The sequence below is a fragment of the Variovorax paradoxus genome (assembly GCF_030815975.1).
Lineage (GTDB): Bacteria > Pseudomonadota > Gammaproteobacteria > Burkholderiales > Burkholderiaceae_C > Variovorax > Variovorax paradoxus_N.
Genome location: NZ_JAUSXL010000002.1, coordinates 1,814,425 through 1,839,959, shown reverse-complemented (window position 1 = coordinate 1,839,959; position 25,535 = coordinate 1,814,425). Strand labels below are relative to the sequence as shown.

General features: G+C 69.1%; 24 protein-coding genes and 1 pseudogene. 23 read left to right on the top strand and 2 right to left on the bottom strand.

Going from position 1 to position 25,535, the window contains the following annotated elements:
- The first annotated feature begins 64 nt into the window (after positions 1-64).
- Complete coding sequence (locus QFZ47_RS12440) at positions 65-1,651, top strand: CYTH and CHAD domain-containing protein (RefSeq protein ID WP_307655918.1); 1,587 nt, start codon at positions 65-67, stop codon at positions 1,649-1,651.
- 18 nt (positions 1,652-1,669) lie between these two features.
- Here QFZ47_RS12440 and QFZ47_RS12435 read toward each other — a convergent pair whose 3' ends face one another.
- Positions 1,670-2,146, bottom strand: coding sequence for an FKBP-type peptidyl-prolyl cis-trans isomerase (locus tag QFZ47_RS12435; RefSeq protein WP_307655917.1), 477 nt, complete (start codon positions 2,144-2,146; stop codon positions 1,670-1,672).
- 138 nt (positions 2,147-2,284) lie between these two features.
- On the opposite strand from QFZ47_RS12435, the gene QFZ47_RS12430 reads away from it, so the two are divergent.
- Genes QFZ47_RS12430 through QFZ47_RS12405 form a run of 6 tightly spaced genes read left to right on the top strand, consistent with a single transcriptional unit; the run spans position 2,285 to position 7,065 of the window.
- Complete coding sequence (locus QFZ47_RS12430) at positions 2,285-3,067, top strand: amino acid ABC transporter ATP-binding protein (RefSeq protein ID WP_307655916.1); 783 nt, start codon at positions 2,285-2,287, stop codon at positions 3,065-3,067.
- A 32-nt stretch (positions 3,068-3,099) separates the two neighbouring features.
- Positions 3,100-4,053, top strand: coding sequence for an aminotransferase class IV (locus QFZ47_RS12425; protein ID WP_307655915.1), 954 nt, complete (start codon positions 3,100-3,102; stop codon positions 4,051-4,053).
- A 53-nt stretch (positions 4,054-4,106) separates the two neighbouring features.
- Positions 4,107-4,958, top strand: coding sequence for a transporter substrate-binding domain-containing protein (locus QFZ47_RS12420; RefSeq protein ID WP_307655914.1), 852 nt, complete (start codon positions 4,107-4,109; stop codon positions 4,956-4,958).
- A 33-nt stretch (positions 4,959-4,991) separates the two neighbouring features.
- Positions 4,992-5,672: an amino acid ABC transporter permease gene (locus QFZ47_RS12415; RefSeq protein WP_307655913.1), complete on the top strand. Its 681-nt coding sequence runs from the start codon at positions 4,992-4,994 to the stop codon at positions 5,670-5,672.
- Positions 5,673-5,674: 2 nt separating this feature from the next.
- Entirely contained in the window at positions 5,675-6,343 is a 669-nt protein-coding gene (locus QFZ47_RS12410) for an amino acid ABC transporter permease (RefSeq protein ID WP_307655912.1), read from the top strand.
- Positions 6,344-6,381: 38 nt separating this feature from the next.
- Complete coding sequence (locus tag QFZ47_RS12405) at positions 6,382-7,065, top strand: GntR family transcriptional regulator (protein ID WP_307655911.1); 684 nt, start codon at positions 6,382-6,384, stop codon at positions 7,063-7,065.
- Positions 7,066-7,072: 7 nt separating this feature from the next.
- On the opposite strand, the gene QFZ47_RS12400 is transcribed toward QFZ47_RS12405, so the two are convergent.
- Positions 7,073-8,014, bottom strand: a complete 942-nt coding sequence (locus tag QFZ47_RS12400) for a LysR family transcriptional regulator (protein WP_307655910.1) — start codon at positions 8,012-8,014, stop codon at positions 7,073-7,075.
- A gap of 85 nt (positions 8,015-8,099) precedes the next feature.
- Between QFZ47_RS12400 and QFZ47_RS12395 the strand changes: the two genes are divergently transcribed.
- The 16 genes and pseudogenes from QFZ47_RS12395 to QFZ47_RS12315 all read left to right on the top strand — a co-directional run bounded on the left by QFZ47_RS12395 (position 8,100) and on the right by QFZ47_RS12315 (position 25,513).
- A complete protein-coding gene (locus QFZ47_RS12395) occupies positions 8,100-8,480 on the top strand; it encodes a DoxX family protein (RefSeq protein ID WP_307655909.1) in 381 nt (126 codons plus the stop codon).
- A gap of 35 nt (positions 8,481-8,515) precedes the next feature.
- On the top strand, positions 8,516-9,382 hold the full coding sequence (locus QFZ47_RS12390; protein WP_307655908.1) for a pirin family protein: 867 nt from the start codon (positions 8,516-8,518) through the stop codon (positions 9,380-9,382).
- A gap of 359 nt (positions 9,383-9,741) precedes the next feature.
- Entirely contained in the window at positions 9,742-10,533 is a 792-nt protein-coding gene (locus QFZ47_RS12385) for a class II aldolase/adducin family protein (protein WP_307655907.1), read from the top strand.
- 88 nt (positions 10,534-10,621) lie between these two features.
- Entirely contained in the window at positions 10,622-12,190 is a 1,569-nt protein-coding gene (locus QFZ47_RS12380; RefSeq protein ID WP_307655906.1) for an ABC transporter substrate-binding protein, read from the top strand.
- 40 nt (positions 12,191-12,230) lie between these two features.
- On the top strand, positions 12,231-13,202 hold the full coding sequence (locus QFZ47_RS12375; protein ID WP_307655905.1) for an ABC transporter permease: 972 nt from the start codon (positions 12,231-12,233) through the stop codon (positions 13,200-13,202).
- Positions 13,199-14,050 (top strand): ABC transporter permease, encoded by an 852-nt coding sequence (locus QFZ47_RS12370; protein WP_307655904.1) that lies wholly within the window; start codon positions 13,199-13,201, stop codon positions 14,048-14,050. The genes QFZ47_RS12375 and QFZ47_RS12370 overlap by 4 nt, the downstream gene beginning before the upstream one ends.
- The gene (locus tag QFZ47_RS12365; RefSeq protein WP_307655903.1) at positions 14,047-15,705 is read left to right on the top strand and encodes an ABC transporter ATP-binding protein; all 1,659 of its coding nucleotides are present in this window, start codon (positions 14,047-14,049) and stop codon (positions 15,703-15,705) included. Before QFZ47_RS12370 ends, QFZ47_RS12365 begins: the two co-directional genes overlap by 4 nt.
- Positions 15,705-16,677 (top strand): annotated as a pseudogene (locus tag QFZ47_RS12355) (2-hydroxyacid dehydrogenase). Before QFZ47_RS12365 ends, QFZ47_RS12355 begins: the two are co-directional and overlap by 1 nt.
- Before the next feature lie 26 nt (positions 16,678-16,703).
- Entirely contained in the window at positions 16,704-18,074 is a 1,371-nt protein-coding gene (locus QFZ47_RS12350) for an aminotransferase (protein WP_307655900.1), read from the top strand.
- Complete coding sequence (locus tag QFZ47_RS12345) at positions 18,071-19,129, top strand: histone deacetylase family protein (RefSeq protein WP_307655899.1); 1,059 nt, start codon at positions 18,071-18,073, stop codon at positions 19,127-19,129. Before QFZ47_RS12350 ends, QFZ47_RS12345 begins: the two co-directional genes overlap by 4 nt.
- Positions 19,126-20,052, top strand: a complete 927-nt coding sequence (locus tag QFZ47_RS12340; RefSeq protein WP_307655898.1) for a DMT family transporter — start codon at positions 19,126-19,128, stop codon at positions 20,050-20,052. Before QFZ47_RS12345 ends, QFZ47_RS12340 begins: the two co-directional genes overlap by 4 nt.
- 40 nt (positions 20,053-20,092) lie before the next feature.
- A complete protein-coding gene (locus QFZ47_RS12335; RefSeq protein WP_307655897.1) occupies positions 20,093-20,824 on the top strand; it encodes a GntR family transcriptional regulator in 732 nt (243 codons plus the stop codon).
- Between the two features lie 18 nt (positions 20,825-20,842).
- Complete coding sequence (locus tag QFZ47_RS12330; RefSeq protein WP_307655896.1) at positions 20,843-21,871, top strand: histone deacetylase family protein; 1,029 nt, start codon at positions 20,843-20,845, stop codon at positions 21,869-21,871.
- Entirely contained in the window at positions 21,868-22,923 is a 1,056-nt protein-coding gene (locus tag QFZ47_RS12325; protein ID WP_307655895.1) for a phosphotransferase, read from the top strand. The genes QFZ47_RS12330 and QFZ47_RS12325 overlap by 4 nt, the downstream gene beginning before the upstream one ends.
- 10 nt (positions 22,924-22,933) lie before the next feature.
- Positions 22,934-24,217 carry an aspartate aminotransferase family protein gene (locus tag QFZ47_RS12320; RefSeq protein ID WP_307655894.1) on the top strand — a complete coding sequence of 428 codons (1,284 nt, stop codon included), beginning with the start codon at positions 22,934-22,936 and terminating at the stop codon, positions 24,215-24,217.
- A 90-nt stretch (positions 24,218-24,307) separates the two neighbouring features.
- Complete coding sequence (locus QFZ47_RS12315) at positions 24,308-25,513, top strand: M20 aminoacylase family protein (protein ID WP_307655893.1); 1,206 nt, start codon at positions 24,308-24,310, stop codon at positions 25,511-25,513.
- Positions 25,514-25,535 lie beyond the last annotated feature (22 nt).

Here is a 25,535-nt window from a genome sequence, read left to right as displayed (position 1 = left end):
TTTCTTTCTTGATGCCGCAGCGGCAGGCGAAGCGCCGGCTGCGCGATGAAAAAGACCGGGCATCATGGCCGCCATGGAAATCGAGTTCAAGTTTCATGTTCCCGCGCAGCGGCTGAAAGCCGTCGAGGCCGCCCTGCGGCGCGGCAGCGTGGTGCGCACCCGCCTGCAGGCGCGCTACTTCGACACCGCCGACCAGGCGCTGGCCGCCCAGGGCATCGTGCTGCGCCTGCGCAAGGAGGGGCGGCGCTGGGTGCAGACCGTCAAGGCCACCGGCGACAACGCACTGCACCGGCTGGAACACAACGTCGACCTTGGCGCAGCGGCGGGTAGCGCGGCCCCGGCCATCGACCCGCAGCGCCACCAGGGCACGCCAGTGGGCGAGCGGCTTGCGCAGGTGCTGGCCGCGAGCGGCGCGCCGCTGGTCGAACGCCAGTCCACCGACATCGTGCGGCTCACGCGCGACGTGCGCACCACGGGCGTCGGTGCGGCCGTGGTGGAGCTGGCGCTCGATGTCGGCAAGGTCATCGCCCATGCGGGCACGCCGGACGAGCGTGAATCGCCGGTGTGCGAGCTGGAGCTCGAACTCAAGCGCGGCGAGGTGCAGGGCCTCGTCACGCTGGCGCGCCGCTGGTCGCAGCAGCACGGCCTGTGGTTCAGCACCGTGTCCAAGGCCGAGCGCGGCGCGCGCCTGCTGGCGAAGCTGGACACGGTGCCGGCCGTCAGGGCCGCGGCGCCGCGCTTTGCCGAAAGGAAAGACCGACTCGACGGCCGCGCCATCCAGCAGGCCGTGGTCGCATCGTGCCTGGCCCAGATGCTGCCCAACGCGAGCGAGCTCGCCGCGGGCAGCACCGATGAAGAACAGATCCACCAGCTGCGCATCGGCATCCGGCGCCTGCGCACAGCGCTGCGCGAACTCGGGCCGCTCGATGCGGGCAGCGGAGGTTTCGATGCGGCCCAGTGGGAGCCGCCGCTGGTCGAGGCTTTCCGCGCGCTCGGCGCGCTGCGCGACCGCGAGCAGATCGTGAAGCTGGCGCAGCCGCAACTGCGCGATGCGGGCGCGCCGGAGTTCGATCCGCTGGCCGGCGATGAAGCGGGGGCCGATGCGCCGCTTTCACCCGGCGAAGTCGTGCGTGCGCCGGCATTCCAGTCGGCGCTGGTTTCGCTGATCGGTTTCACCGCGGCGACGCCAGCAAAACCCGGCGACATTGCGGGAGAAGCCGCGCCAGAATCAGCGCCGCTGAACGCCGGCGATGCGCACCGCCTCCTGCGCAAGCAGCTGCAGCGCCTGCACCGGCAGACCGTGCGCGACGGCCGGCGCTTCGAATCCCTGGCCCCCGAAGACCAGCACCGCACCCGCAAGCGGCTCAAACGGCTGCGCTACCTTGCCGAATTCGTGGTGCCGTTGTTTGCTGCCGAGGGGGACGCCGGGCGCTACCTGAAGCGCCTGCGCCCCGCGCAGGACGCACTCGGCGAATTCAACGACGAAGCCGTGGCGCTCGCGCTCTACCGGGACGCCACCGGTCGCGATGCGCGCGCATGGTTTGCCGTTGGCTGGTTCAGCGCGCGCCATGCGGCCGGCGCGAAGGCGTGCCGCAAGGCGCTGGGCAGGATCGGGAAGGCGCCGCGGTTCTGGAAGAAGAAGAAAAACTAAGCAGCAGAACGCGACCGTTCAGTGGTGGTGCCCGTGCGCCCCATGCACATGCCGATGCTCGATCTCCACCGGCAGCGCCGCGCGCACGTCCGTCACCTGGAGGCTGAACTTCAAGGCCTTGCCGGCCCATGGATGGTTGCCGTCGAGCAGCACGACCGGCCCCTTGATCTTCATCACGGTGAAGAGGTGTTCGGTGCCATCGTCGAGCCGTCCCTCGAGTTGCCCGCCCACCTTCACGCCCGGCGGAAAGTCGGCCTTGGGGATGCTGCGCACCAGCGACTCGTCGCGCAGGCCGAAGGCGTCTTCAGGGGCGAGGTTCAGCGTGGCCTGGAAGCCTTTTTCCTTGCCATCGAGCGCTTCCTCGATCTTGGGCAGCGTGTTCTCGTAGCCGCCATGCAGGTAGGCCATCGGCTCGGGGCTGGCTTCGATGAGCTTGCCCTGGGCGTCGGCGACCTTGTACTTGAGGGTGACGACTGTGTCTTTTTCGATTTTCATGGGGGGCGATTCTCCCGCAGGGGCGAACCGGCCGTGCCGCGGCTGACGAGCGCCCCCGCGATACACGTGGCACGGACTTTGCATAGATGGTACAACTCCCGATTGTCGATTGTCCGACAATCAATAACATCCCATTCCATGACAGCCGCCCCGCCCGTTCTCCGCATCCAGGCCCTGCACAAGCGCTACGGCAGCCACCATGTGCTGCGCGGCATCGACCTCGACGTGCTGCCCGGCGACCGCATCGCCATCATCGGTTCGAGCGGCTCGGGCAAGAGCACGCTGTTGCGCTGCCTCAATTTCATGGAAACGCCCTCTGCCGGACAGGTGGTCCTCAAGGGGCGCGCCGTGGGCCGGCCCGTGGCGGGTTCCGACACCCTGCGCTACGGCGAAAGCGAACTCAGCGAGGTGCGCAAGCAGGTCGGCATGGTGTTCCAGCAGTTCAACCTGTTCCCGCACATGACGGTGCTGCAGAACGTCATGGAGGGTCTGGTGACCGTCAAGCGCCTGCCCGCGGCGCAGGCCAGCGAGCGCGCCATGGCCGAAATCGCCAAGGTGGGCCTGGCGGAAAAGACATCCGCCTACCCGGGCCACCTGTCCGGCGGCCAGCAGCAGCGCGTCGCCATCGCCCGGGCGCTGGCGATGGAACCCGAGGTGCTGCTGTTCGACGAGCCGACCTCCTCGCTCGACCCCGAACTGGTCGGCGAGGTGCTCGGCACCATCCGCGCGCTGGCGGACGAGGGCCGGACCATGCTGCTCGTGACGCACGAGCTCGGCTTTGCCTACCACTTCGCCAACAAGGTGGTGTTCCTCGCCGACGGACTGCTGCACGAAAGCGGCACGCCCGACGAGGTGCTCAAGCACCCGAAGCAGGAGCGCACGCAGCGCTTCATCGAGCGCTTCACCGCCTTCCATTTCTGACTTCCACGCGAATCACAGCAGGACTCTCATTCATGCCCGCCGACAGCGCCCCTTCGAAGACCAGTTCCCAGGCCTACGCCCCCGATGCACGCAACGACGAAGTGCTCGTCTACGTGAACGGGCAGTTCGTGCCGCGCCACCAGGCGGTGGTGTCGGTGTTCGACGCCGGCTACGTGTGCGGCGACGGCGTGTGGGAAGGCCTGCGCCTGGTCGACGGCCGCATCGTGTCCTTCGACGCCCACATCGACCGCATGTACGAGGGCGCGAAGTCGATCTCGCTGGACCTCGGCATGACCCGGGCGCAGACGAAGCAGGTCGTGGTCGACACCTTCCTGCGCAACGGCATGCGCGACGGCGCGCACGCGCGGCTCATGGTCACGCGCGGCGTCAAGAAGACGCCCAACCAGGACCCGCGCTTCATCATCGGCAGCGCCACCGTGGTCTGCGTGGCCGAGCACAAGGTGGTCACGCCGGACGCCAAGCGCAACGGACTGAAGCTCTTCACCTCGACCTTGCGCTGCAGTGGGCCGGACGTGTTCGACCTGCGGCTCAATTCGCACAGCCGTCTCAACCTGATCCAGGCCCTGATCCAGGCCATCCAGGCCGGCGCGGACGAGGCGCTGATGCTCGATCCGAACGGCTTCGTCTCGAGCTGCAACTCCACCAACTTCTTCGTGGTGCGCCACGGCGCGCTGTGGACCTCGTCGGGGCGCTACTGCTTCAACGGCATCACGCGCGCCACCGTGGTGCGGCTCGCACGCGAGGCGGGTATCCCGGTGCACGAAGGCGACTTCACGCTGGCCGAGGTCTACGCGGCCGACGAAGCCTTCGTCACCGGCACGCTGGCCGGCCTCACGCCTGTGTCATCGGTCGACGGCCGCGCGCTGGTGCCGCTCGGCCCACTCACGCAGCGCCTCGACGCGCTCTACCGCGCCTATATCACGAGCGCAAACGAGGCCCACGGCGCATTGCCCGCGGCCGCCTGAACACCGCCACACCGCCTGCTCCCTTCAACTCCAGTCCACGGAAAGCCCATCCCATGAACGCCACAACTCCCTTCCGGCGCCTGCGCCGTACCGTCGCTCTTGCGCTCGCCGCCTCCCTGACGCTCGGCAGCCTCGCCGCCGGCGCGCAGACCAACACGCTGCAGAAGATCAAGCAGAGCGGCGAGCTGCGCATCGGCGTCGCGCCCGGCGACCCGTGGTACTTCCGCGATCCTGCCTCGGGCACCTGGACCGGGCTCGGCGTGCTGCTCGGCGAACAGGTCGCCAAGGAGATGGGCGTGAAGATGACGCCGGTCGAGACCACCTGGGGCAACAGCGTGGCGGCGCTGCAGGCCGGGCAGATCGATGCCATGTTCGTGCTCGACGCCACGGAAGAGCGCAAGAAGGCGATCGACTTTCCGGCCAGCCCTCTGCTCTGGTATGCGCAGGGCGTGCTCGCGAAGGACGGCCTTGTTGCAAAGAACTGGGCCGACCTCGACAAGCCCGAAGTGCGCATCGGCGTGGCGCTCGGCACGGCGACCGACCGCGACCTGACCACGCGCCTGCCGAAGGCGAAGATCGAACGCTTCACCAACACCGACGAAACCGTGGCGGCCTTCATGTCGGGCCGCGTCGACGCGATCGGCTTCTACCACCCGGCGCTGGTCATCGCGTATTCGAAGATCCGCAAGGGCAAGGTGCAGGTGCCGCAGCCGGTGGTTGCGCTGCCGACCAGCGTAGGCATCCGCCGCGAGGCCGACGCCGGCTTTCGCAACCAGCTCGACGGCTTGATCGGCAAGCTCTACGCCTCGGGCCAGACGCAGGCACTGTACGGCCAGTACCTCAAGACCAAGGGCATCGACCCGGCCACCGTGCCCGGCGTGATGAAGGAAACGCTCGGCCAGTAGCCCGAGCGGATCGAACTGGCCGGGCGAGCGCACATGAACTACGACTGGGACTTCAGCGGCGTCTGGGCGCACCGCGACATGCTGCTCGCGGGCTTCGTCGGCACGATGAAGATCGCTGCCGTCGCCATCGCGCTGGGCGTGGTGTTCGGCGTTGTGCTCGCGGCCCTTCGGCTGTCGGGCAGGGCGTGGCTCGCCAGGCCCGCGCTGTGGATCATCGAGTTCTATCGCAACACGCCGCCGCTGGTGCACTTCTTCTGGGCCTTCTACGCATTGCCGGTGCTCATCGGCGTGAGCCTCGACCCTTACGCGGCAGCGGTCATCGCGCTGTCGACGCAGTCGGGCGCGTTCTTCGCCGAGGTGTTCCGCGGCGGCCTGGTGTCGATCGAGCGCGGGCAGTGGGAAGCGGCGCGCGCCATCGGCATGCGCTCGCACCAGGCCTTGCGCCGGGTGGTGCTGCCGCAGGCGCTCGCGCGCATGCTGCCGCCGTTCATCGAGCGTTCGTTCGAACTCATCAAGACCACCGCGCTGGCCTCCACGCTGGCCTACTCCGACCTGCTCTACCAGGCCATGCAGGTCAACTCGATCACTTTCCGCCCGCTGGAGGTGTACACGGTGGTCGCGGCCATCTTCTTTCTGGCGCTGTTCTCGCTGAGCCTGCTCGCGCGCATGGCCGAGCATCGCCTGGCCATTTCCACCCGCGCTGCAGGACACTGACGATGGACTTCACCTGGGACTTCTCGGCCGTGCTGCTGCACTGGCCCGTGCTGCTCAAGGGCGTGGGCGTCACGGCCGGGCTGTGGGCCATTGCCTTTCCCTCGGCCATGGCGATCGGCCTCCTGATCGCGCTCGGTGCGCGGTCGAAAAGCCGCCTCGTGGGCACCGCGACGCGCGGCTACATGGAGCTGTTCCGCAACATCCCGATCCTGATCCAGCTGGTGTGGTTCTTCTACGCATTCCCGATCCTCACGGGCTGGCAGCTCACGCCCTACGTGGCGGCGCTCTTGGCGCTCTCGCTCAACGCATCGGCCTACTGCTCGGAGATATTCCGCGGCGGCATCGCCTCGCTGCCGGCGGGCCAGTGGGAGGGCGCGCGCGCCCTGGGCATGCGGCGCACGCAGGTGCTGCGCCGCGTGGTGCTGCCGCAGGTGCTCAAGCGCATGCTGCCGGCCTTCACCAACCGCGGCATCGAGCTGGCGAAGAACACATCCATCGCGTCCGTCATCGCGGTGCACGAGCTCATGTACCAGGGCCGCGCGCTGAGCGCCGCCTACTACCGGCCGCTGGAAATCCTGACGGCCGTGGCCGTGGTGTACTTCGTGCTCATCTACCCTGGCGCCTATGCGGCGAGCCGCCTCGAAAAACGCCTTGCCTTGCGCAGCCATTGACGCCCACCGCCCACGCCCCCGACATCTGACCCGCCGCGATGAAAACCCTTCCCGATTTCGCACCCGCTCCCTCGGCCACGCGGCGCGACTACGTGGCGCAGACCCTGCGCGACGCCATCCTCACCGGGAAGATCGCGCCCGGCACGCAGCTGGTCGAGAGCCACTTCGCAATGCAGTTCGGCGTCAGCCGCGGCCTGCTGCGCGAGGCGATCCGCGAGCTCATCGAAACCGGCCTGCTCGTGAACAAGCCCTATGCCGGCACCTACGTGACGGACATCAGCGAAGAGACCATGAGCGACGTGTACGAAGTGCGCCGCATCATGGAAAGGCAGGCGTTCATCCGCTTGTGGCCGCAGCGCGACGAAGCCTTTCGCGCCGAGATGACCGCGCGCTACGAGGCATTGGCCGAAGCGGCTTCCAGCAGCGAGCTTCATCGCGAGAGCGCGGCGGAGGCCCACTTCCACGGCCTGGTCTACGAGCGCTGCGGCAATCAGCTGCTGCTCGACGTCTGGCGCCAGATGACGCAGAAGATCCAGCTCGGCTTTGCGGTGTGCCGCCTGACCCACGCGCCCAAGCCCGACTTCGCGGAGAACCACCACCTGTTCCTCGAGCTGGCCATCGGCAACAACCTCAACGCGATGCTCGAAGAGCTCGATGCGCATTTGTTGCGGGGCTTGTCGACCATTCGGCACGCGCTGCGCAACACGGCCCCGCGCGGCTGAGCATGGTTCATGAAATCCGGCCGGCCAGCGCCCCCCGCAACATCTCCGGCAACGCCTCCACCGCACCGAGCTTCTCCATCACCATCCCGATGAACGCCGACACCGCCAGCGGCAGGTGCTTGCGGCTCGGGTACAGCACGCTCAGCCCCTGCCCCGTGCGCTGGTACTGCGGCAGCACCGGCACCAGCCGGCCGGCCTCCAGGTCGAGCCGGGCCATGGTGGGCGGCAGCAGCGCGATGCCCAGGCCGGCGAGCGTGGCCTTGCGCAGCGCCTGCGCGGTGTTGCCGCTGAAGCGGCCCGCGACCAGCACTTCTTCTTCCGCGCCGCCGGGGCCGGCCAGGCGCCAGAGGGTGCGGCCGCTCGGATGGGGCGAGGTGACGCAATCGTGGTTCGCCAGGTCCTGCAGCGTGGCGGGCGCGCCGCGCGCGGCGATGTAGGCGGGGCTGGCGACCATGCCGTCGGTCCGGGCGTCCAGGAGCTTGCGGCCCACATAGCCCGAGTCGGGCAGCGCGCCGCCGCGGAATGCGATGTCGAACTGCTCGGCGATCAGGTCGGCCCTGGCGTCGCTGAGCACGAAGTCGACGCGCACCAGCGGATGCGCGGCCAGGAAGTCGGCCACCCATTCCATCGGGAAGAAATCGAAGAAATCGGCCGTTGCCGCCACGCGCACCAGCCCGCTGGGCTGCTGGCTGCCGGTGATCAGCTCCTGCCCGGCCTCGGCCAGCCCGTCGACCGCGCCCGCGCAGCGCTCGTGAAACGCCTGGCCCGCGCTGGTGAGCGTGAGCTTGCGGGTGGAGCGCTGCATCAGCCGCGTGCCCAGCTGCGCCTCGAGCTGTTGGATGCGCCGGCTCACGGTGTTGGGCGGCAGGCCCAGCCGGCGCGCCGCCTCGGCAAAGCTGCCGTGGCGCACCACCTGCACGAACATGGCGATGTCATTGAGGTCGAGCATGGCGGCGATTCCTTCTATGGATGGATGAGTGCAATCCGATTCTGCCGTCTAGTCGATCAATGGGTGCGACCCTAACCTATGGCCCATGACTTCCTCATCTCTCACTTCCCCGACCCAGCGCCGCGTCGTCTGGGGCGTTCGCATTCTTCTGGCGCTGGCCTTCGGCGCAGCCGGCCTCGCCAAGCTGGCCGGCGTGCCGCAGATGGCCCAGGTGTTCGAGGCGATCGGCTTCGGCCAATGGTTTCGCTACGTGACGGGCGTGGTCGAAGTGGGCGGCGCGCTGCTGCTGCTGGTGCCGGCGACCGGCTTCTTCGGTGGGCTGCTGCTGGCCGTGACCATGGTCTGCGCCGTGGCCACGCACCTTTTGCTGATCGGCGGCAACCCGGCGCCGGCCGTGGTGCTCATGCTGCTGTCGGCCTTCGTGGCCTGGCGCCTGCGGCCCGTGCCGGCGGCCGGGGCAGCCTGATCTCTCTTCTTCTTCCATTGGTTCAGGAGCATCCCATGACCACCGCCGTTGCCACCACCACCGCCACCGAAGCCCGCGCCATCGTCTACCGCACGCGCGGCGCGCAGCACGGGCCGATCACGCGGCTCATGAGCCCGGGCGACCTGGGCGAATTCCTCAAGCCCTTCGTGTTCCTCGACCTCTTCGGCTTCGACACTTCCGGCAGTCGCAAGGGCTTCGGCATGCATCCGCATTCGGGCATTGCCACGCTGACCTGGCTGATCGAAGGCGAGACGCTGTACGAAGACACGACCGGCGAGCAGGGCGTGCTGCCGGCCGGCGGCGTCGAGTGGATGCGCGCCGGCAACGGCGTGTGGCACGACGGCGCGCCCGCGCCGGAGACGAAGCGCGTGCAGGGCTTCCAGCTCTGGGTGGCCTTGCCGGCCTCGGAAGAAAACGCGCCGGCGCAAAGCATCTACCTGGCGCCCTCGCAGGTGCCGCAGGAAGGCCCGGCACGCGTGCTGCTCGGTCGCCTCGGCACGGCGCAAAGCCCCATTCCGGCCCCGGCGCCGATGAACTACCTGGCCGTACAGCTGAAGGACGGCGAGCACTGGCGCTACACGCCGCCTGCCGGCCACACCGTGGGCTGGGTCGCGGTGAACGCAGGCCGGCTCGACACGGGCGACAGCAGCGGCGAACCGGTCGCCACCGGCGAGCTGGCGGTGTTCGAGGAGTCCGGTGCGGCCATCGACTTCGTGGCGCGGGGCGACGCCTCCTTCGTGCTGGGCTCGGCGGTGAAGCATCCGCACGAACTGGTGCTGGGCCACTACTCGGTGCACACCAGCCAGGCGGCGCTCGACCGGGGCGAGGCCGAGATCCGGCGCATCGGCGCGAGGCTGCGCGAGGAAGGGCGGCTGCGCTGAGAGCCAGGGCGCGCGGCGGGCACTGCGGCCCCGCTGCAGCGCCCTGCCGATGACCTGAACGGCACTCCGCCGGTGCATCCGGCGCCTTCATGGCGCAGGTATGGCGCACAAAAAGGCCTCCTCCGGCCACTCCCGCCGCGCGCACTTCGCACAGTGCGCGCGGCGTTTCTTTTGGCGCCCGCCCTTTGCTGGCGCGCCTTTCACGCTTCGAGCTGCGCCACCCAGGGCTTACCCCATCACGCAGGCCTGCATATTGCTAAAGACTGTCGCGGGTTGACTGTCGACAGTTCGCACTGTCGATCCGATGAACCCAAAAAGGCGCCGGGGATTTCCGCCTGGCCTGAAAAGAGGAACGCGATATGCAACTGCAGGCAGTGGGCCGCAAGGCCCCACCCGTTTCCGATGCCGAGCGCCAGGTGCGCGAAGACCTGGCCGCCGCCTACCGCCTGGTGGCGCACTACGGCATGGACGACAGCATCTACACGCACATCTCGGCGCGCGTGCCGGGCGCCGAGGATCAGTTCCTGATCAACCCTTTTGGCATGCTGTTCAAGGACATCACGGCCTCGTCGCTGGTGAAGATCGACCTGGACGGCCGCATCCTCGACGACTCGCCCTGGGACGTGAACCCGGCCGGCTTCACCATCCACAGCGCGGTGCATTCGGCGCGCCACGACGCGGCCTGCGTGCTGCACACACACACGGTGGCCGGCGTGGCGGTGTCGTCGCTGGCGGGCGGGCTGCAGCCTTGCAACCAGTGGGCGCTGCAGTTCTACAACCGCGTGGTCTATCACGACTTCGAAGGCATCGCGCTCGACGCCGGCGAGCGCGAGCGCCTGGTGGCCGACCTGGGCCCGGCGGCGCGCGCGCTCATCTTGCGCAACCACGGGCTGGTCACGCTCGGGCGCACGGTGTCGGAGGCCTTCATCCTGATGCTCAACCTGGAGCGCGCCTGCCGCGTGCAGGTGGCCATCCAGTCGAGCGGCCTCCCGGTATATCCGGTGCCGGCCGAGGTCTGCGAAAAGACCGCGCAGCAGTACGAAAGCGGCGACAGCGTGCGCCAGCCGGGCCAGCCCGATCCGAACGCGCGCGAATGGCGCGCACTGCTGCAGCGCATCGATCCGCTTCCCGCCACGTCGTACCGCGACTGAGCGCGGCGCCGCGCGCGGCGCCTGCGTTCTTCCGTTCCCGTTTCTTCGTCCCCACCCGCTCGCACAGAGCCACAAGGAGTTTCCGCACATGAAACGTCGCAACCTCATCCAGATGGGTGCCGCTGCCACCGCCGGCCTGACGCTGGCAGGCGTTCCCTTGCACCTGCTCGCCGCGGGCAAGAAGGGCGGAGTGATCAACGCCGTGGTGCAGCCCGAGCCGCCGGGGCTGATGCTGGGCATCACGCAGAACGGTCCCACGCAGATGATCTCGGGCAACATCTACGAGGGCCTGCTGCGCTACGACGAGAAGATCAATCCGCTGCCTTCGCTGGCCACTTCGTGGACCGTCAACAAGGAAGGCACGCTCTACACCTTCAAGCTCAAGCCCGGCGTCGCCTGGCACGACGGCAAGCCCTTCACCTCGGCCGACGTGGTGTTCTCGGCCGACGTGTTCCTGCGCAAGACGCATGCGCGCCTGCGCGCCAACCTGGCCGCGGTGGAAAGCATCAAGGCCATCGATCCGCTCACGGTCGAGTTCAAGCTCAAGTACCCCTTCGGTCCGTTCATCGGCATCTTCGAGGTCGGCAGCATGCCGATGCTTCCGAAGCACATCTACGAAGGCACCGACTTCGCCACCAACCCGGCCAACGCCACACCCATCGGCACCGGGCCGTTCAAGTTCAAGGAATGGGTCAAGGGCTCATACATCCAGCTCGTGGCCAACGACAAGTACCACGTCAAGGACGTGCCGCTGGTCGAGAGCGTGTACTTCCACGTCATTCCCGATGCGGCCTCGCGCGCGGCGGCCTTCGAATCGGGAAAGGTCGACCTGGTGCCGGGCGGCGCGGTCGAATATTTCGACGTGCTGCGGCTCTCCAAGCTGCCGGGCGTGGCGGTCACCACCAAGGGCTGGGAGTTCTTCGCGCCGCATTCGTGGCTGTGGCTCAACAACCGCAAGGCGCCGATGGACAACGTCAAGTTCCGCCAGGCGGTGATGTACGCGATCGACCGCGAGGCCATGGCCAAGATCGCCTGGCAGGGCTTCGCCAAGCCCGCCACCGGGCCGTTCAACAGCAACATCAAGTTCCACAGCACCGACGTCGCCAAGTACCCGCGCAACGTGGCCACCGCCAAGAAGCTGCTGGAAGAAGCCGGCTACAAGGGCGAGACGCTGCGCCTGCTGCCCCTGCCCTACGGCGAGACCTGGGCGCGCTCGGCCGAGATCCTGCGCCAGAACCTTGCGCAGGCGGGCATCAAGGTCGAGCTGGTGGCCACCGACGTGGCCGGCTGGAACCAGAAGCTCAACGAGTGGGACTACGACCTCGCCTTCACCTACGTCTACCAGTACGGCGACCCGGCGCTGGGCGTGGCGCGCAACTACACCAGCAGCAACATCGCCAAGGGCTCGCCCTTCAACAACGTGGAAGGCTATTCGAACCCGAAGGTGGACGAGCTGTTCGACGCCGGCGCGAAAGAGGCCGACCCCGAGAAGCGCAAGGCGATCTACCTGCAGGTGCAGAAGATCCTGCTCGACGAAGTGCCCGTGGCCTGGCTGCACGAGCTCAACTTTCCGACGCTGTACCGCACCAAGCTGAACAACATCATCAGCTCGGGCATCGGCCTGAACGACAGTCTCGGCACCGCAACGCTCGCATGACGGCCAGCCCGCAGCACATGCAATTCCGCAGGAGCCGCCGATGAAACGTACGCAGTTCATGCTGGGCCGCGTGATGCAGGGCCTGCTGGCGATCCTGCTGATCGCCACGGTCAACTTCATGCTGGTGCGCGCCGCGCCGGGCGACCCGGTGTCGGTGCTGGCAGGCGAGGCGGGTGCGTCCGATCCGCAGTTCGTGGCGCAACTGCGCGCGCAGTTCGGGCTCGACCAGCCGATCACGACGCAGCTCGCCACCTACGTCGGCAAGGTGGTGCGGCTCGACCTGGGCTTTTCGTACCGGCAACAGCAGCCGGTGCTCAAGCTCATCATGGATCGGCTGCCGGCCACGCTGCTGCTCACGGGCACGGCGTTTGCGCTGTCGCTGCTGTTCGGCATCACGCTCGGCGCGCTGGCCGCGCGGCGCGCCGGCACCTGGGTCGACAGCTCGATCACCGTGGTGGCGCTCGTCTTCTATGCCACGCCGCTCTACTGGCTCGCGCTGATGGCGGTGCTGGTGTTCACGGTGCAGCTCGACTGGCTGCCGGGCTTCGGCTTCAGCACCGTGGGCTCCGGCGCCACCGGCCTGGCGCTGGCCTGGGACATCGCCGGCCACCTGGTGCTGCCGGCGCTGACGCTCGCGCTCTTCTACATGGCGGTGTATGCGCGCATGACGCGCGCCGCCATGCTCGAGGTGGCGCAGATGGACTTCGTGAAGACCGCGCGCGCCAAGGGCGTGAAGCCCGGGCGCATCTTGCGCGCCCACGTGCTGCGCAATGCGCTGCTGCCGGTGGTCACGCTCGCGGGCATCCAGGCCGGCGGAATGATCGGCGGCGCGGTGCTGACCGAGACCGTGTTCGCCTGGCCCGGCATCGGCCGCCTGATGTTCGACGCGCTGCTGCAGCGCGACTACAACCTGCTGCTCGGCGCCTTCCTGGTGACGGCCGCCATGGCCGTGTTGTTCAACCTCATCACCGACCTCGTCTACACGCTGGTCGATCCCCGGATCGAGCTATGACCCTGCTGCAAAGTCCATTCTGGCGGCGCTTCTGCCGCAACAAGGGCGCCGTGCTCGGCATGGCCGTGCTGGTGCTGGTGGCCGTGGTGGCCCTCATCGGCCCGTCGGTCGCGACCAACGATCCATGGAACATGGTCGAGCAGCCGTTCCTGCGGCCGTGGACCGAGCCCGGCTTCGCGCTCGGCACCGACACGCTGGGCCGCGACATTCTTTCGGGCGTAATTTATGGCGCGCGCATCTCGCTCTTGATCGGGCTGGTGTCCACCGTGGTCGCGCTGCTGATCGGCGTGACGCTCGGCGCCATTGCCGGCTACTTCGGCGGCTGGATCGACGCGGCGCTGATGCGCTTCACCGAGCTGTTCCAGGCCGTGCCGAGCTTCGCGCTCGCCATCGTGCTGGTGGCGATCTTCCAGCCCTCGGTCAATTCGATCGTGGTGGCCATTGCCATCGTCTCGTGGCCGCCGGTGGCGCGGCTGGTGCGCAGCGAGTTCCTCACGCTGCGCCAGCGCGACTTCGTGCAGGCCGCGCTGCTCGCGGGCCAGTCGACGCCGCGCATCATCCTCACGCAGATATTGCCCAACGCCATGTCGCCCATCATCGTGATGGCCTCGCTCATGACGGCCACGGCCATCCTGCTGGAGTCGAGCCTGAGCTTCCTCGGCCTGGGCGACCCGAACCAGATGAGCTGGGGCTACATGGTGGGCGCGGCGCGCACCGTGCTGCGCCAGGCCTGGTGGATGGCGCTGTTTCCCGGCCTGGCCATCGTGCTGACCGTGCTCGCGCTCAACCTGGTGGGCGAAGGCCTGAGCGACGGGCTCAACACGCGGCTCGACGGGAGGGGCAAATGAGCGCCACCGTCACACCCATGAAGCCGGTGCAGCCGGTGCTCGATGTCGTCGACCTGGGCATCAGCCTGCCCAAGGGCGCGGACCGCGCGCTGGCGGTCGACGGCGCCACGCTGTCGGTGCTGCCGGGCCAGACGCTGTGCGTGGTCGGCGAATCGGGCTCGGGCAAGTCGATGATCGCCAACGCCGTGATGGGCCTGCTGCCGCGCCCGCACGTCGAGCCCGTGGCGGGGCAAATCCTGTTCGAAGGCCGCGACCTGCTGCAGCTCACCGAGCCGCAGATGCGCGAGCTGCGCGGCCGGCGCATCGGCATGGTGTTCCAGGAGCCGATGACGGCGCTGAACCCCGTGATGCGCATCGGCGAGCAGATCGGCGAAGTCTTCGACGCGCACGGCAGCGTGCCCGCGGCCGAGAAGCGGCGGCGCATCCTGGCCGCGCTGGCCGACGTGGGGCTGCCCGACCCCGAGCTGCTGATCGACGCCTATCCGTTCCGCCTCTCGGGCGGCCAGCGCCAGCGCGTGATGATCGCCTGTGCGCTGGTGCTCGAGCCCGTGCTGCTGATCGCCGACGAGCCGACCACGGCGCTCGACGTGACCACGCAGGCGCAGATCCTCGCGCTGATCCGCGAGCTGCAGCAGCGCCGCGGCACGGCGGTGCTGTTCATCACACACGACTTCGGCGTGGTGTCCGAAATTGCCGACCACGTGGTCGTGATGCAGACCGGCCAGGTGGTCGAGGCCGGGCCGGTGCGCCAGGTGCTCGACGCGCCACAGCACCCCTACACGCGCAAGCTGATCGCGGCCATTCCCACCGGCCATGCGGAGCGCGACACCCCCACCGGCGAGATCGCGCGCGTGCTGCAGGTGCAGGACCTGTGCAAGACCTACACCTCGGGCAACGGCCTCTTCAAGCGCGGCCGCTCGGTGCAGGCCGCGAAGAACGTCAGCTTCGAACTGCGCCGCGGCCAGACGCTGGGGCTGGTCGGCGAATCGGGCTCGGGCAAGTCGAGCGTGGGCCGCTGCCTGGTGGGGCTCTCGCCGTTCGACAGCGGCCGCATCCTCTTCAAGGGCCGCAGCCTGTCGCAGGGCCCGGCGTTCCGCCGCGAGGCCGCGGGCAAGATCCAGATGGTGTTCCAGGACCCGTACGCGTCGCTCAACCCGCGCCACCGCGTGGGCGCGGCCATCGCGGGCGGGCCCATTGCACAGGGCGTGGGCAAGGCCGAAGCCATGGCACGCGCGATGGAACTGCTCAAGCTCGTGGGCCTGGGCGCCGACGCGGCCGAGCGCTATCCGCACGAGTTCTCGGGCGGGCAGCGCCAGCGCATCGGCATTGCGCGCGCGCTGGCGATGCAACCCGAGCTGCTGGTGGCCGACGAGCCGGTGTCGGCGCTCGACGTGTCGGTGCAGGCGCAGGTGCTCGAGCTCTTCGCGCAGGTGCGCGAGCAGTTCCAGCTTGCGATGGTCTTCATCACGCACGACCTGCGCGTGGCCGGCCAGATGTGCGACCACATCGCGGTGATGCAGCGCGGCGAGGTCGTCGAATACGGCGAGACGCACAAGGTGCTCGGCGATCCGAAGCACGCCTACACGCGCAAGCTGATCGAGGCGGTGCCGCGGCTGGTGTCGTCCGCGTCACCGGCCGAGGCGCTGGTCGCGTGATGGCGCCGCCGGACGACAAGGGCAAGGGCGGTACGCCCTGCGTCGCGATCCTGAGCGCGGTGCTGGACATGGAATACCTCGCCGCGGCCTTCCGCGAGGCCCATCCGGGCATCGACCTGCGCCTGGGTGAAAACCTCGGCGCGCTCGACCAGATCGATGCGGCCGTCTGCTGGTTTCCGCCGCATGGCCTGCTCGCCCGGATGCCGAGGCTTCGGCTCGTGCAGTCGCTGGCTGCGGGCATCGAGCACATCACGGCCGATGCGGCGGTTGCCGCGCCAGCTGCCGCTGTGCCGCATCGTCGACACCGGCATGGCGGCCGGCATGAAGGCCTATGTCTGCTGGGCCGTGGTGCAGCAGCACCGCGGCATGCGGGCCTACGTCGCAAGTTCCGCGGCTCGCCGATGGGAGGAGCAGCCGATCGAGTCGCCGCGCCACCACCGCGTGGGCATTGCCGGGCTGGGCACCTTGGGCATGGCCTGTGCCGAGGCGTTGGCCGCCATCGGCTACCAGGTGCGCGGCTGGAGCCGCAGTGCGAAAGAGGCGCTGCCGGCCGGCGTCGAAGGATTCCACGGCGCGGCGCAGCTCGACCAATTTCTTTCGGGCTGCGACACGCTGGTGTGCCTGCTGCCGCTGACCGCCGAGACGCACGGCTTTCTCGATGCCGCGCTGTTCGCCAAGCTGCCGCGCGGCGCGCACCTGATCAACGTCGGCCGCGGCGACCACCTGGTCGAGGCCGACCTGCAGCCGGCGCTCGATGCGGGCCAGCTCTCGGCGGCCACGCTCGATGCCTTCTCGCAGGAGCCGCTGCCGCCGGAGCATCCGTTCTGGGGCGACCCGCGCATCCTCGTCACGCCGCACATCGCCACGCGCACCGACAGCCTCGTGATCGCGCGCCAGACGCTCGACAACCTTGCGTCGGTGCGGCAGGGCCGGCGCCCCGCGAACCAGGTCGACCTGGCGCGCGGCTATTGAACTCCCCACACAACGGAACCGCCTTCATGAACGCCAGCACGCCTGCGGAGAACGCCGCCCACGACATCGCCGCGCATCTGCATCCCTTCACCAATCTTGCGACCCATCCGCAGGTCGGCCCGCTCGTGATCCAGCGCGGCGACGGCATCTTCGTGGAGGATGACCAGGGCCGCCGCTATCTCGAAGCGATGTCGGGCCTGTGGTGCGCCTCGCTGGGCTTCAGCAACGCACGCCTGGCCAAGGCCGGCAGCGATGCGCTGCACGGGCTGCCGTACTACCACACGTTCAACGGCCGCTCGAACCCGGCCGCCATCGCGCTGGCCGAGAAGCTGCTCGCGCTGGCACCGGTGCCGATGTCCAAGGTGTTCTTCGCCAACTCGGGTTCGGAGGCCAACGACTCGGCGGTCAAGCTGGTCTGGTACTACCACAACGCCATCGGCAAGCCTGCAAAGAAGAAGATCATCGCGCGCCGCAACGCCTACCACGGCGTGACCGTCGCGGCCGCGAGCCTGAGCGGCCTCGCGCCGAACCACCGCGACTTCGACCTGCCGATCGACCGCATCCTGCACGTCGACTGTCCGCACCATTTCCGCTATGCCGAAGCCGGCGAGAGCGAGGAAGACTTCGCGACGCGGCTGGCCGCTGCGCTCGAGCAGCGCATCCTCGAAGAAGGCCCCGAGACGGTCGGCGCCTTCATCGCCGAACCCGTGATGGGCGCGGGCGGCGTGCTGGTGCCGCCGGCCACCTACTTCGACAAGGTCCAGAAGGTGCTCGCGAAGTACGAGGTGCTGCTGATCGCCGACGAAGTGATCTGCGGCTTCGGCCGCACCGGCCAGATGTTCGGCTCGACCACCTTCGGCCTGAAGCCCGACATCCTGACCGCGGCCAAAGCGCTGTCCTCGGGCTACGTGCCGATCTCGGCCGTGATGGTGAACGAGAAGGTGCATGCGGCCGTGGCCGCCAACAGCGGCAAGATCGGCACCTTCGGCCACGGCTTCACCTACTCGGGCCATCCGGTGGCCTGCGCCATCGCGCTCGAGACGCTCAAGGTGTACGAGGACGAGAACATCCTCGCGCACGTGCAGTCGCTGGCGCCGCAATTCCAGCAGGGGTTGCAGAGCCACGCCGCGCGCAAGTACGTCGGCGAGGTGCGCGGCGTGGGGCTCATCGGCGCCATCGAGCTGTATGCCGACCCCGCGAAGCGCACGCCCTTCGATCCCGCGCAGAAGGCCGGCGCCCGGCTGGCCGAGCTCGCGCTGGCGCAAGGGCTCATCGTGCGCGCGATGGGCGATTCCATCGCCTTCTGCCCGCCGCTCATCATCACGGCCGAACAGATCGAAGACATGTTCGCGCGCTTCGGCCGCGCCATGGTGGTGTTCGAGGAAAGCTTCGCGTGAAGGCCTTCTTCACCGACGAGCAACTGCTGCACGATCCGCAGCAGTTCATGCGGCTGGGCCGCATCTGCAAGCCGACCGACCTGCCGAGCCGCGCGCATGCGCTGCGCGATGCGCTGGCCCTGCGCGGCATTGCGCTGGCCGAGCCGCGCGACTATGGCCGCGCGCCGCTCGAAGCCGTGCACAGCGCCGACTACCTCGACTACCTGGAAACCGCCTGGGCACTGTGGCGCGAGCTCGACGTGCCCGGCGTGGAGCCCGGCATCGAGGTGCTGCCGAATCTTTCGCCCTACTACAACGGCACGCCGGGCGTGGCGCGCGCGCCGTGTCCTTCACCTTCGCTGGTGGCACGCACGGGCTACTACATCAGCGACCTCTCGTGCCCGCTCGGCCCGCACACCTGGCGCTCGATATTGCGCTCGGCGCACACGGCAGTGGCGGCCGCCGATGCGGTGCTGGAAAGCGGCGACGCGGCCTACGCGCTGTGCCGCCCCTCGGGCCACCACGCGCACCGCGACCGCGCGGGCGGTTTCTGCTACATCAACAACAGCGCCATCGCGGCAGAGCGGCTGTGGGAGCGGCACGGCCGCGTGGCGGTGTTCGACGTCGATGCGCACCACGGCGACGGCACGCAGAACATCTTCTATGCGCGCGGCGACGTGCTGACCGTGTCGACGCATGCCGATCCCTCGGGCTACTACCCGTTCTACACCGGCTATGCGCATGAGCGCGGAGTCGGCGCGGGCGAAGGCTTCAACCTGAACCTGCCGCTCGCGCACGGCGCGGGCACCGCGGTGTTCCTGCAGGCGGTGGACGAAGGTACCGCCGCATTGCGTGAATTCGCGCCCAAGGCGCTGGTGCTCGCGCTCGGCTTCGACAGCTACAAGGACGACCCCATCAGCGTGCTGAAGCCCGACCTCGACGCCTACCGTCACATCGGCGAGCGCGTCGGCGCGCTCAAGCTGCCCACGGTGATCGTGCAGGAAGGCGGCTACATGGTCGAGGCCATCGGCCCCGCGCTCGACAACTTCCTGCAGGGCTTCCAGGCCGCGCGATGAGCAGCGCCGCCACGGCCCTCGCATTGCGCCCGGCGGGCTCCAGGAGCGCCGGCGTGGCGCTGTTCTTCTGCGCGCTGGTGGCCTTTGCTTCCTACGACGCGTTCTGCAAGCACATGCTGCAGTTCTACCCGGCGCCCTTCGTCAACGTGATGCGCTATGTCGCGGTGAGCGGCATTGCCTTCGCGATGCTGCTGCGCCATGGCGACCTGCGCATCTGGCACACGCGGCACAAGCCCTTGCTGCTGCTGCGCGGGCTGATGCTCGCGACGGTGGCGACCTGCTTCATGACGGCGCTCATCTGGATGCCGCTGGCCGAGGCCACGGCCATCTACTTCACCGCGCCGCTCCTGATGGTGACGCTGTCGCCGTGGCTGCTCGGCGAGCAGGTGCGGCGCAGCCGCTGGGTGGCGGTGACGGTCGGCTTCGGCGGCATGCTGCTGATCGTGCGGCCGGGGGCCGACCTACCGCTGCTCGGCACCGTGCTGATGGCCGTGGCCGCCGTCTGCTACGCGATTTTCCAGCTGCTCACGCGCCGGCTCGCGGGCCTGGTCGCGGGGCCGGTGCAATACGCCTGGACCGCGCTGGCCTGCTTCGTCGTCACGCTGCTTCCGGCGCCTTTCTTCCTGCCCGCCCACCAGCCGCCCTGGGCCGATGTGGCGCTGCTGCTCGCGGGCGGCGCCTGCAGCGCGGCGGCGCAATGGCTGCTGCTGGCCGCCTTCGAGCGCGTGGAGGCCTCCACGCTGGCGCCGCTCAACTACTTCCAGCTGCTGCTGGCCGTGGCCTTCAGCACCTTCTGGTTCCGCCGGCCGCCCGACGCGATCGCGATGGCCGGCATCGCGCTGATCATGGCGGCCGGCATCTACCTGGCCCGCGCGGGGCGGGGCCTGAAGACCGTATCGGCCGCGCCAGACGCCATCCGGTGAAGAATCGCCCCAGGCGCATACCAATGACGAGACAAGCAACATGGCAACTTCCCTGACAACTCCTCCTTCTGCCGACACGGCCCTCTTCGAGTCCGTCGAGTCGACCGACCTCGTCGGGCTGGTCGAGGCCCAGCTGACGCGCGCCATCGTCGAAGGCCGCCTGGCGCCCGGCAGCCGCATCGTCGAGGCCGACATCGCGCGCCGCATGGGCGTGAGCCGCGCGCCGGTGCGCGAGGCGGCGCGGCGGCTCGAGCGCCAGGGCGTGCTGGTGGCCAAGCCGCGCCACGGCTTCGCGGTGCGGACCATCAGCGTGCAGGAGATCGACGATCTGTTCGAGGTGCGCCTGAGCCTCGAACTCACCTCCATCGAGCTGGCCTGCCGCAAGGCCGACGACGCGGGCATTGCGCGCGTGCAGGCGCTGGTCGAGGCCATGGTGCGCGAGGCGAGCACGCAGCCGCAGCACCACCGCATTGCCACCGACCTGGCGCTGCACACGCTGATCTGCGAGCTGTCGGGCAATGCGCACCTGCACCGCATCTTCATGAACACGCAGACCGAAATGCAGATGATCATCGCGCTGATCGACGCGGTCTACCACGACCCCACCGCCATGGCCGAGACCCACCGCCCCATCGTCGACGCCCTGGTGCGCCGCGATCCCGAGGCCGCCAAGGCCGCGATGCGCGTGCACCTGGAAGACGCCTGGCAGCACGTGCGCGCACTGTTCGTGAAGCAGCACGGCGCCGCCGCGCCCCTTCCCGCCCACGCCTGAGACCGGAGAGACACGCCGATGAAAGTCGTCTACAGCGACACGCACAAGGACCACGACCCGCAGCTCTTCATGGTGCGCGGCAAGCTCAAGCGCAGCAACGAGCAGCCCGAGCGCGCGTTCCGCCTGCTCGAGGCGGTGCAGCGGGAAGGCCACGAGATCGTCGGCCCGCGCGACTTCGGCGCCGGCCCGCGCGCCGCCATCCACACGCCCGAGTACCTGCGATTCCTGGAGACGGCCTACGCGCGCTGGCAACTGCTGGACGATCCGTCCGAAGAGGTGATGCCCAACATCCATCCGTTTCCGGGCCAGCCCTGCACCTATCCCGACAGCGTGGTCGGCCAGGCCGGCTTCCACATGGGCGATAACGCCTGCTCCATCGGCGCGCGCACCTGGGAGGCTGCCATCGCCTCGGCCCACATGGCGACGCATGCGGCGCAGCTCGTGCTCGATGGCGAGCGTGCTGCCTATGCGCTGTGCCGCCCGCCCGGCCACCACGCCTATGCCGACCGCGCCAACGGCTTCTGCTACCTCAACAACGTGGCCATTGCCGCGCAGCACCTGCGCGGCGTGCACGAGCGCGTGGCCATCCTCGACATCGACGTGCACCACGGCAACGGCACGCAGGGCGTCTTCTACCGCCGCGCCGACGTGCTGACCATCTCGCTGCACGGCGATCCGCGCAACTTCACGCCCTTCTTCATCGGCCATGCGCACGAGCGCGGCGAAGGCGAAGGCCTGGGTTACAACATCAACAAGCCGCTCGCGCTGGGCACCGACATCGATGGCTACCTGCCCGCGCTGCGCGATGCCTGCGACAGCATCCGCGCCTATGCGCCCGGCGTGCTCGTGGTGGCGCTGGGCCTCGACGCGCACGAGCGCGATCCCTACAAGGGCATGAAGATCCAGACCGCCGGCTTCGCCGTGCTGCTGGCCGAGATCGCGCGCCTGGGGCTGCCCACGGTGCTGGTGCAGGAGGGCGGCTACCTCTCCGACGACCTCGGCCCGAACATCGCGAGCGCGCTGCGCGGTTTCGAGAGCGCCGCATGACGAATGTAGAGTTCGCCGACGCGCAGGTGCTCAGCGAAGCCTCGCCCGCGCTCGACGACGCCTGGGTGCGCGAGATGGCGCGCGAGCGCTACGGCATCGAAGGCGAGATGAAGCCGCTGACCGGCGAGCGCGACCGCAACTACCGGCTCGAGCGCACCACCGATGGCGCACGCTTCATGCTGAAGATCTCGCACCCGGCCGAGACCGCGCTGGTCGCCGACTTCCAGACCCAGGCCCTGCTGCACCTCGCAGCCACCGACCCCGGCCTGCCGGTGCAGCGCATCGTGCCGACGCGGGACGGTGCCGCCTCTTTCGTGTGCGACCCCGGCGACGGCCCGCCGCGCGTGGTGCGCCTCTTCACCTATTTGCCCGGCCTGCCGCTGCCCGAGGCGCCGCGCACGCCGCTGCAGCAGCAGAACCTCGCACGCATGCTGGCCCGGCTCGACCTCGCGCTCGCCGGCTTCGAGCATCCGGCCGGCGAGCTGTCGCTGCCCTGGGACCTGCAGCGCGCCGACAGCGTGCGCAGCCTGCTCGCACACATTGCGGAGCCGGAGCGCCGGGCACTCGCGGCCGCCGCGCTCGACCGCTTCGAGCGCGATGCCAAGCAGGTGCTGCGCACGCTGCCCGCGCAGCCGATCCACAACGACTTCAACATCTACAACCTGCTGGTCGACCCGGCCGACACCGACCGCATCGCCGCGATCCTCGACTTCGGCGACATGGTGCGCGCGCCCTGCATCAACGACCTGGCCGTGGCCGCCGCCTACCAGGCCGGCACGGACAGCGACCCGCTCGCGGCCATCGTGCCGCTGGTCGCCGCCTACCACGCGGTGCGGCCGTTGTCGGTGGCCGAGGTCGGCGTGCTGTTCGACCTGATCGTGGCGCGGCTCGTGATGGTGGTGGCCATCAGCGGCTGGCGCGCCGCGCGCTATCCCGAGAACGCGCCCTACCTGCTGCGCAACAACCCGCTCTCGTGGGCGCGGTTGCAGGCCTGCGAGCGCGTCGGCAGCGCCGCCGCGACAGCAGCCTTTCGCCGCGCGCTGAACCTCTGAGAGATCGCCCATGACTTCCCTCGCTTCCGCAACCCAGGCCCTCGTCGAGCGCCGCGCGCGCGTGCTCGGACCGGCCTATCGCCTGTTCTACGACACGCCGCTGCATCCGGTGCGCGGCGAAGGCGTGTGGCTGTACGACGCCGAGGGCCGGCCCCATCTCGACGCCTACAACAACGTCGCCTCGGTCGGCCATTGCCATCCGCACGTGGTCGAGGCCATCGCGCGCCAGGCCGGCGTGCTCAACACCCACACGCGCTACCTGCACGAGGGCGTGCTCGACTACGCCGAGCGGCTGCTCGCCACCCTGCCGGCCGAACTCGCGCATGCGATGTTCACCTGCACCGGCAGCGAGGCCAACGACCTCGCGATGCGCATCGCACGCGCGCACACCAAGGCCGAGGGACTGATCGTCACGCGCTTCGCGTACCACGGCGTCACCGCGTCGATCGCCGAGGCCTCGCCCTCGCTCGGCAAGTTCGTGCAGCTCGGCGATGCGGTGCGCACCGTGCCCGCGCCCGACAGCTACCGCATCGCGCCCGGCGACATGGGCCGCGCGTTCGCGCAGGGCGTGCGCGAGGCCATCGCCGACCTGAAGGCGCAGGGCCTCCGCCCGGCCGCGCTGATGGTCGACACCGTGTTCTCGAGCGACGGCATCTTCACCGATCCGCCCGGCTTCATGGCGGAGGCGGTGGACGCGGTGCGCGAGGCCGGCGGACTCTTCATCGCCGACGAAGTACAGCCGGGCCTGGGCCGCACCGGCGATGCCTTCTGGGGTTTCCAGCGGCACGGCGTGGTGCCAGACATCGTCACCATGGGCAAGCCGCTCGGCGCCGGCCATCCGCTGGCCGGCCTCGCGGTGCGCCCCGAGGTGCTGGCCGCCTTCGGCCGCGAGTGCCGCTACTTCAACACCTTCGGCGGCAACCCGGTCTCGATGGCCGCCGGCATGGCGGTGCTCGACGTGATCGAGCGCGAAGACCTGATGGCCAATGCGCAGCGCGTCGGCCGCCATCTGCGCGCCGGCATCGCGAAGCTCGCCGAGCGCCACGCGCTGATCGGCGACGTGCGCGGCGCGGGCCTGTTCGTGGGCGTGGAGCTCGTCACGGACCGCCGCGCCCGCACGCCGGCCACCGCAGAAACCGCGCGCATCGTCAACGGCCTGCGCGAGCGGCAGGTGCTGCTGAGCGCCACCGGCGAACACGGCAACACGCTCAAGATCCGCCCGCCGCTGGTGTTTTCCGAAGCCAATGCCGACCTGCTGGTCGAGACGCTCGACCAGGTGCTGGCCGGCCTCTGAGCGATCGCCTTTTCGCCCCTTTGCCGCTGCGCGTGGCGCCGCCTTGCGCCAGAATCGTTCGCCCCCACGACCTTTGCAACCCTTGCCACCATGAACATCGTCGACTCCTTTGCCAACAACGCCTCGCGCTTCGTCGATATCCGGCGCGACATCCACGCCCATCCCGAACTCGGCTTCGAGGAGCACCGCACTTCCGAAAAGGTCGCGGGCCTGCTCGCCGAATGGGGCATCGAGGTGCACCGCGGCATCGCCGGCACCGGCCTGGTCGGCGTGCTGCGCAAGGGCACCGGCACGCGCACCATCGGCCTGCGCGCCGACATGGACGCGCTGCCGCTGCACGAGGCCAACGAGTTCGCCCACAAGTCCACCCATGCGGGCCGCATGCACGCCTGCGGCCACGACGGCCACACCACCATGCTGCTGGCCGCCGCGTGGCACCTGTCGCAGCAGGGGCCCCATGACTTCGACGGCACCGTGCATTTCATCTTCCAGCCCGCCGAGGAGATGGGCAAGGCCGGCGCGAAGAAGATGATCCAGGACGGCCTGTTCGACCGCTTCCCGTGCGACGCGGTCTTTGCACTGCACAACTTCCCGGTCGGCGACGTGGGCCGCTTCGCGCTCAACGAGGGCGCGCTGATGGCCTCGAGCAACACCTACAAGATCACCATGCACGGGCGCGGCACGCACGCCTCGATGCCGCACACCGGCATCGACCCGGTGGCCGCGGTGGTCACGCTCGCGCAGCAGCTTCAGACCATCGTGCCGCGCACCATCCCGAGCACCGAGCGCGCCCTGCTCGCGGTCACCCAGCTGCAGGGCTCGGATGCACCCAATGTGATTCCCGACGTGGCCACGGTCGGCGGCACGATCCGCACTTTCTCCATCGAAGCCATCGACAAGATCGAGGCGCGGCTGCGCGAGGTGGCGGCCGGCGTGGCCGCGGCGCATGGCTGCACGGCCGAGGTTTTCTTCAACCGCTCCTCGCCGCCGGTGGTCAACCATCCGGCCGAGGCGCGCTTTGCCGCCAGCGTGATGCGCGAGGTGGTGGGCGACGGCATGGTCACCGACAACTTCCCCGCCGTGATGGGCGCCGAGGACTTCGCGCACATGCTGCTCGCGCGGCCCGGCTGCTATGCGTTCCTCGGCAATGGCGACGGCGACCACCGGCAGGGCGGCCACGGGCCCGGCCCTTGCATCATTCACAACACCTCGTTCGATTTCAACGACGAGATCATTCCGATCGGCGCCAGCTACTTCGTGAAGCTGGTGCAGCGCTGGCTGCCTTCGGGCGGCTGAACCCTTTTTCCTGCCAACGATG

Excerpts from the sequence above, each read along its gene's own strand:
- QFZ47_RS12440 (WP_307655918.1), top strand. The coding sequence starts at position 65 with ATGGCCGCCATGGAAATCGAGTTCAAGTTTCATGTTCCCGCGCAGCGG.
- QFZ47_RS12435 (WP_307655917.1), bottom strand. The coding sequence starts at position 2,146 with ATGAAAATCGAAAAAGACACAGTCGTCACCCTCAAGTACAAGGTCGCC.
- QFZ47_RS12430 (WP_307655916.1), top strand. The coding sequence starts at position 2,285 with ATGACAGCCGCCCCGCCCGTTCTCCGCATCCAGGCCCTGCACAAGCGC.
- QFZ47_RS12425 (WP_307655915.1), top strand. The coding sequence starts at position 3,100 with ATGCCCGCCGACAGCGCCCCTTCGAAGACCAGTTCCCAGGCCTACGCC.
- QFZ47_RS12420 (WP_307655914.1), top strand. The coding sequence starts at position 4,107 with ATGAACGCCACAACTCCCTTCCGGCGCCTGCGCCGTACCGTCGCTCTT.
- QFZ47_RS12415 (WP_307655913.1), top strand. The coding sequence starts at position 4,992 with ATGAACTACGACTGGGACTTCAGCGGCGTCTGGGCGCACCGCGACATG.
- QFZ47_RS12410 (WP_307655912.1), top strand. The coding sequence starts at position 5,675 with ATGGACTTCACCTGGGACTTCTCGGCCGTGCTGCTGCACTGGCCCGTG.
- QFZ47_RS12405 (WP_307655911.1), top strand. The coding sequence starts at position 6,382 with ATGAAAACCCTTCCCGATTTCGCACCCGCTCCCTCGGCCACGCGGCGC.
- QFZ47_RS12400 (WP_307655910.1), bottom strand. The coding sequence starts at position 8,014 with ATGCTCGACCTCAATGACATCGCCATGTTCGTGCAGGTGGTGCGCCAC.
- QFZ47_RS12395 (WP_307655909.1), top strand. The coding sequence starts at position 8,100 with ATGACTTCCTCATCTCTCACTTCCCCGACCCAGCGCCGCGTCGTCTGG.
- QFZ47_RS12390 (WP_307655908.1), top strand. The coding sequence starts at position 8,516 with ATGACCACCGCCGTTGCCACCACCACCGCCACCGAAGCCCGCGCCATC.
- QFZ47_RS12385 (WP_307655907.1), top strand. The coding sequence starts at position 9,742 with ATGCAACTGCAGGCAGTGGGCCGCAAGGCCCCACCCGTTTCCGATGCC.
- QFZ47_RS12380 (WP_307655906.1), top strand. The coding sequence starts at position 10,622 with ATGAAACGTCGCAACCTCATCCAGATGGGTGCCGCTGCCACCGCCGGC.
- QFZ47_RS12375 (WP_307655905.1), top strand. The coding sequence starts at position 12,231 with ATGAAACGTACGCAGTTCATGCTGGGCCGCGTGATGCAGGGCCTGCTG.
- QFZ47_RS12370 (WP_307655904.1), top strand. The coding sequence starts at position 13,199 with ATGACCCTGCTGCAAAGTCCATTCTGGCGGCGCTTCTGCCGCAACAAG.
- QFZ47_RS12365 (WP_307655903.1), top strand. The coding sequence starts at position 14,047 with ATGAGCGCCACCGTCACACCCATGAAGCCGGTGCAGCCGGTGCTCGAT.
- QFZ47_RS12350 (WP_307655900.1), top strand. The coding sequence starts at position 16,704 with ATGAACGCCAGCACGCCTGCGGAGAACGCCGCCCACGACATCGCCGCG.
- QFZ47_RS12340 (WP_307655898.1), top strand. The coding sequence starts at position 19,126 with ATGAGCAGCGCCGCCACGGCCCTCGCATTGCGCCCGGCGGGCTCCAGG.
- QFZ47_RS12335 (WP_307655897.1), top strand. The coding sequence starts at position 20,093 with ATGGCAACTTCCCTGACAACTCCTCCTTCTGCCGACACGGCCCTCTTC.
- QFZ47_RS12330 (WP_307655896.1), top strand. The coding sequence starts at position 20,843 with ATGAAAGTCGTCTACAGCGACACGCACAAGGACCACGACCCGCAGCTC.
- QFZ47_RS12325 (WP_307655895.1), top strand. The coding sequence starts at position 21,868 with ATGACGAATGTAGAGTTCGCCGACGCGCAGGTGCTCAGCGAAGCCTCG.
- QFZ47_RS12320 (WP_307655894.1), top strand. The coding sequence starts at position 22,934 with ATGACTTCCCTCGCTTCCGCAACCCAGGCCCTCGTCGAGCGCCGCGCG.
- QFZ47_RS12315 (WP_307655893.1), top strand. The coding sequence starts at position 24,308 with ATGAACATCGTCGACTCCTTTGCCAACAACGCCTCGCGCTTCGTCGAT.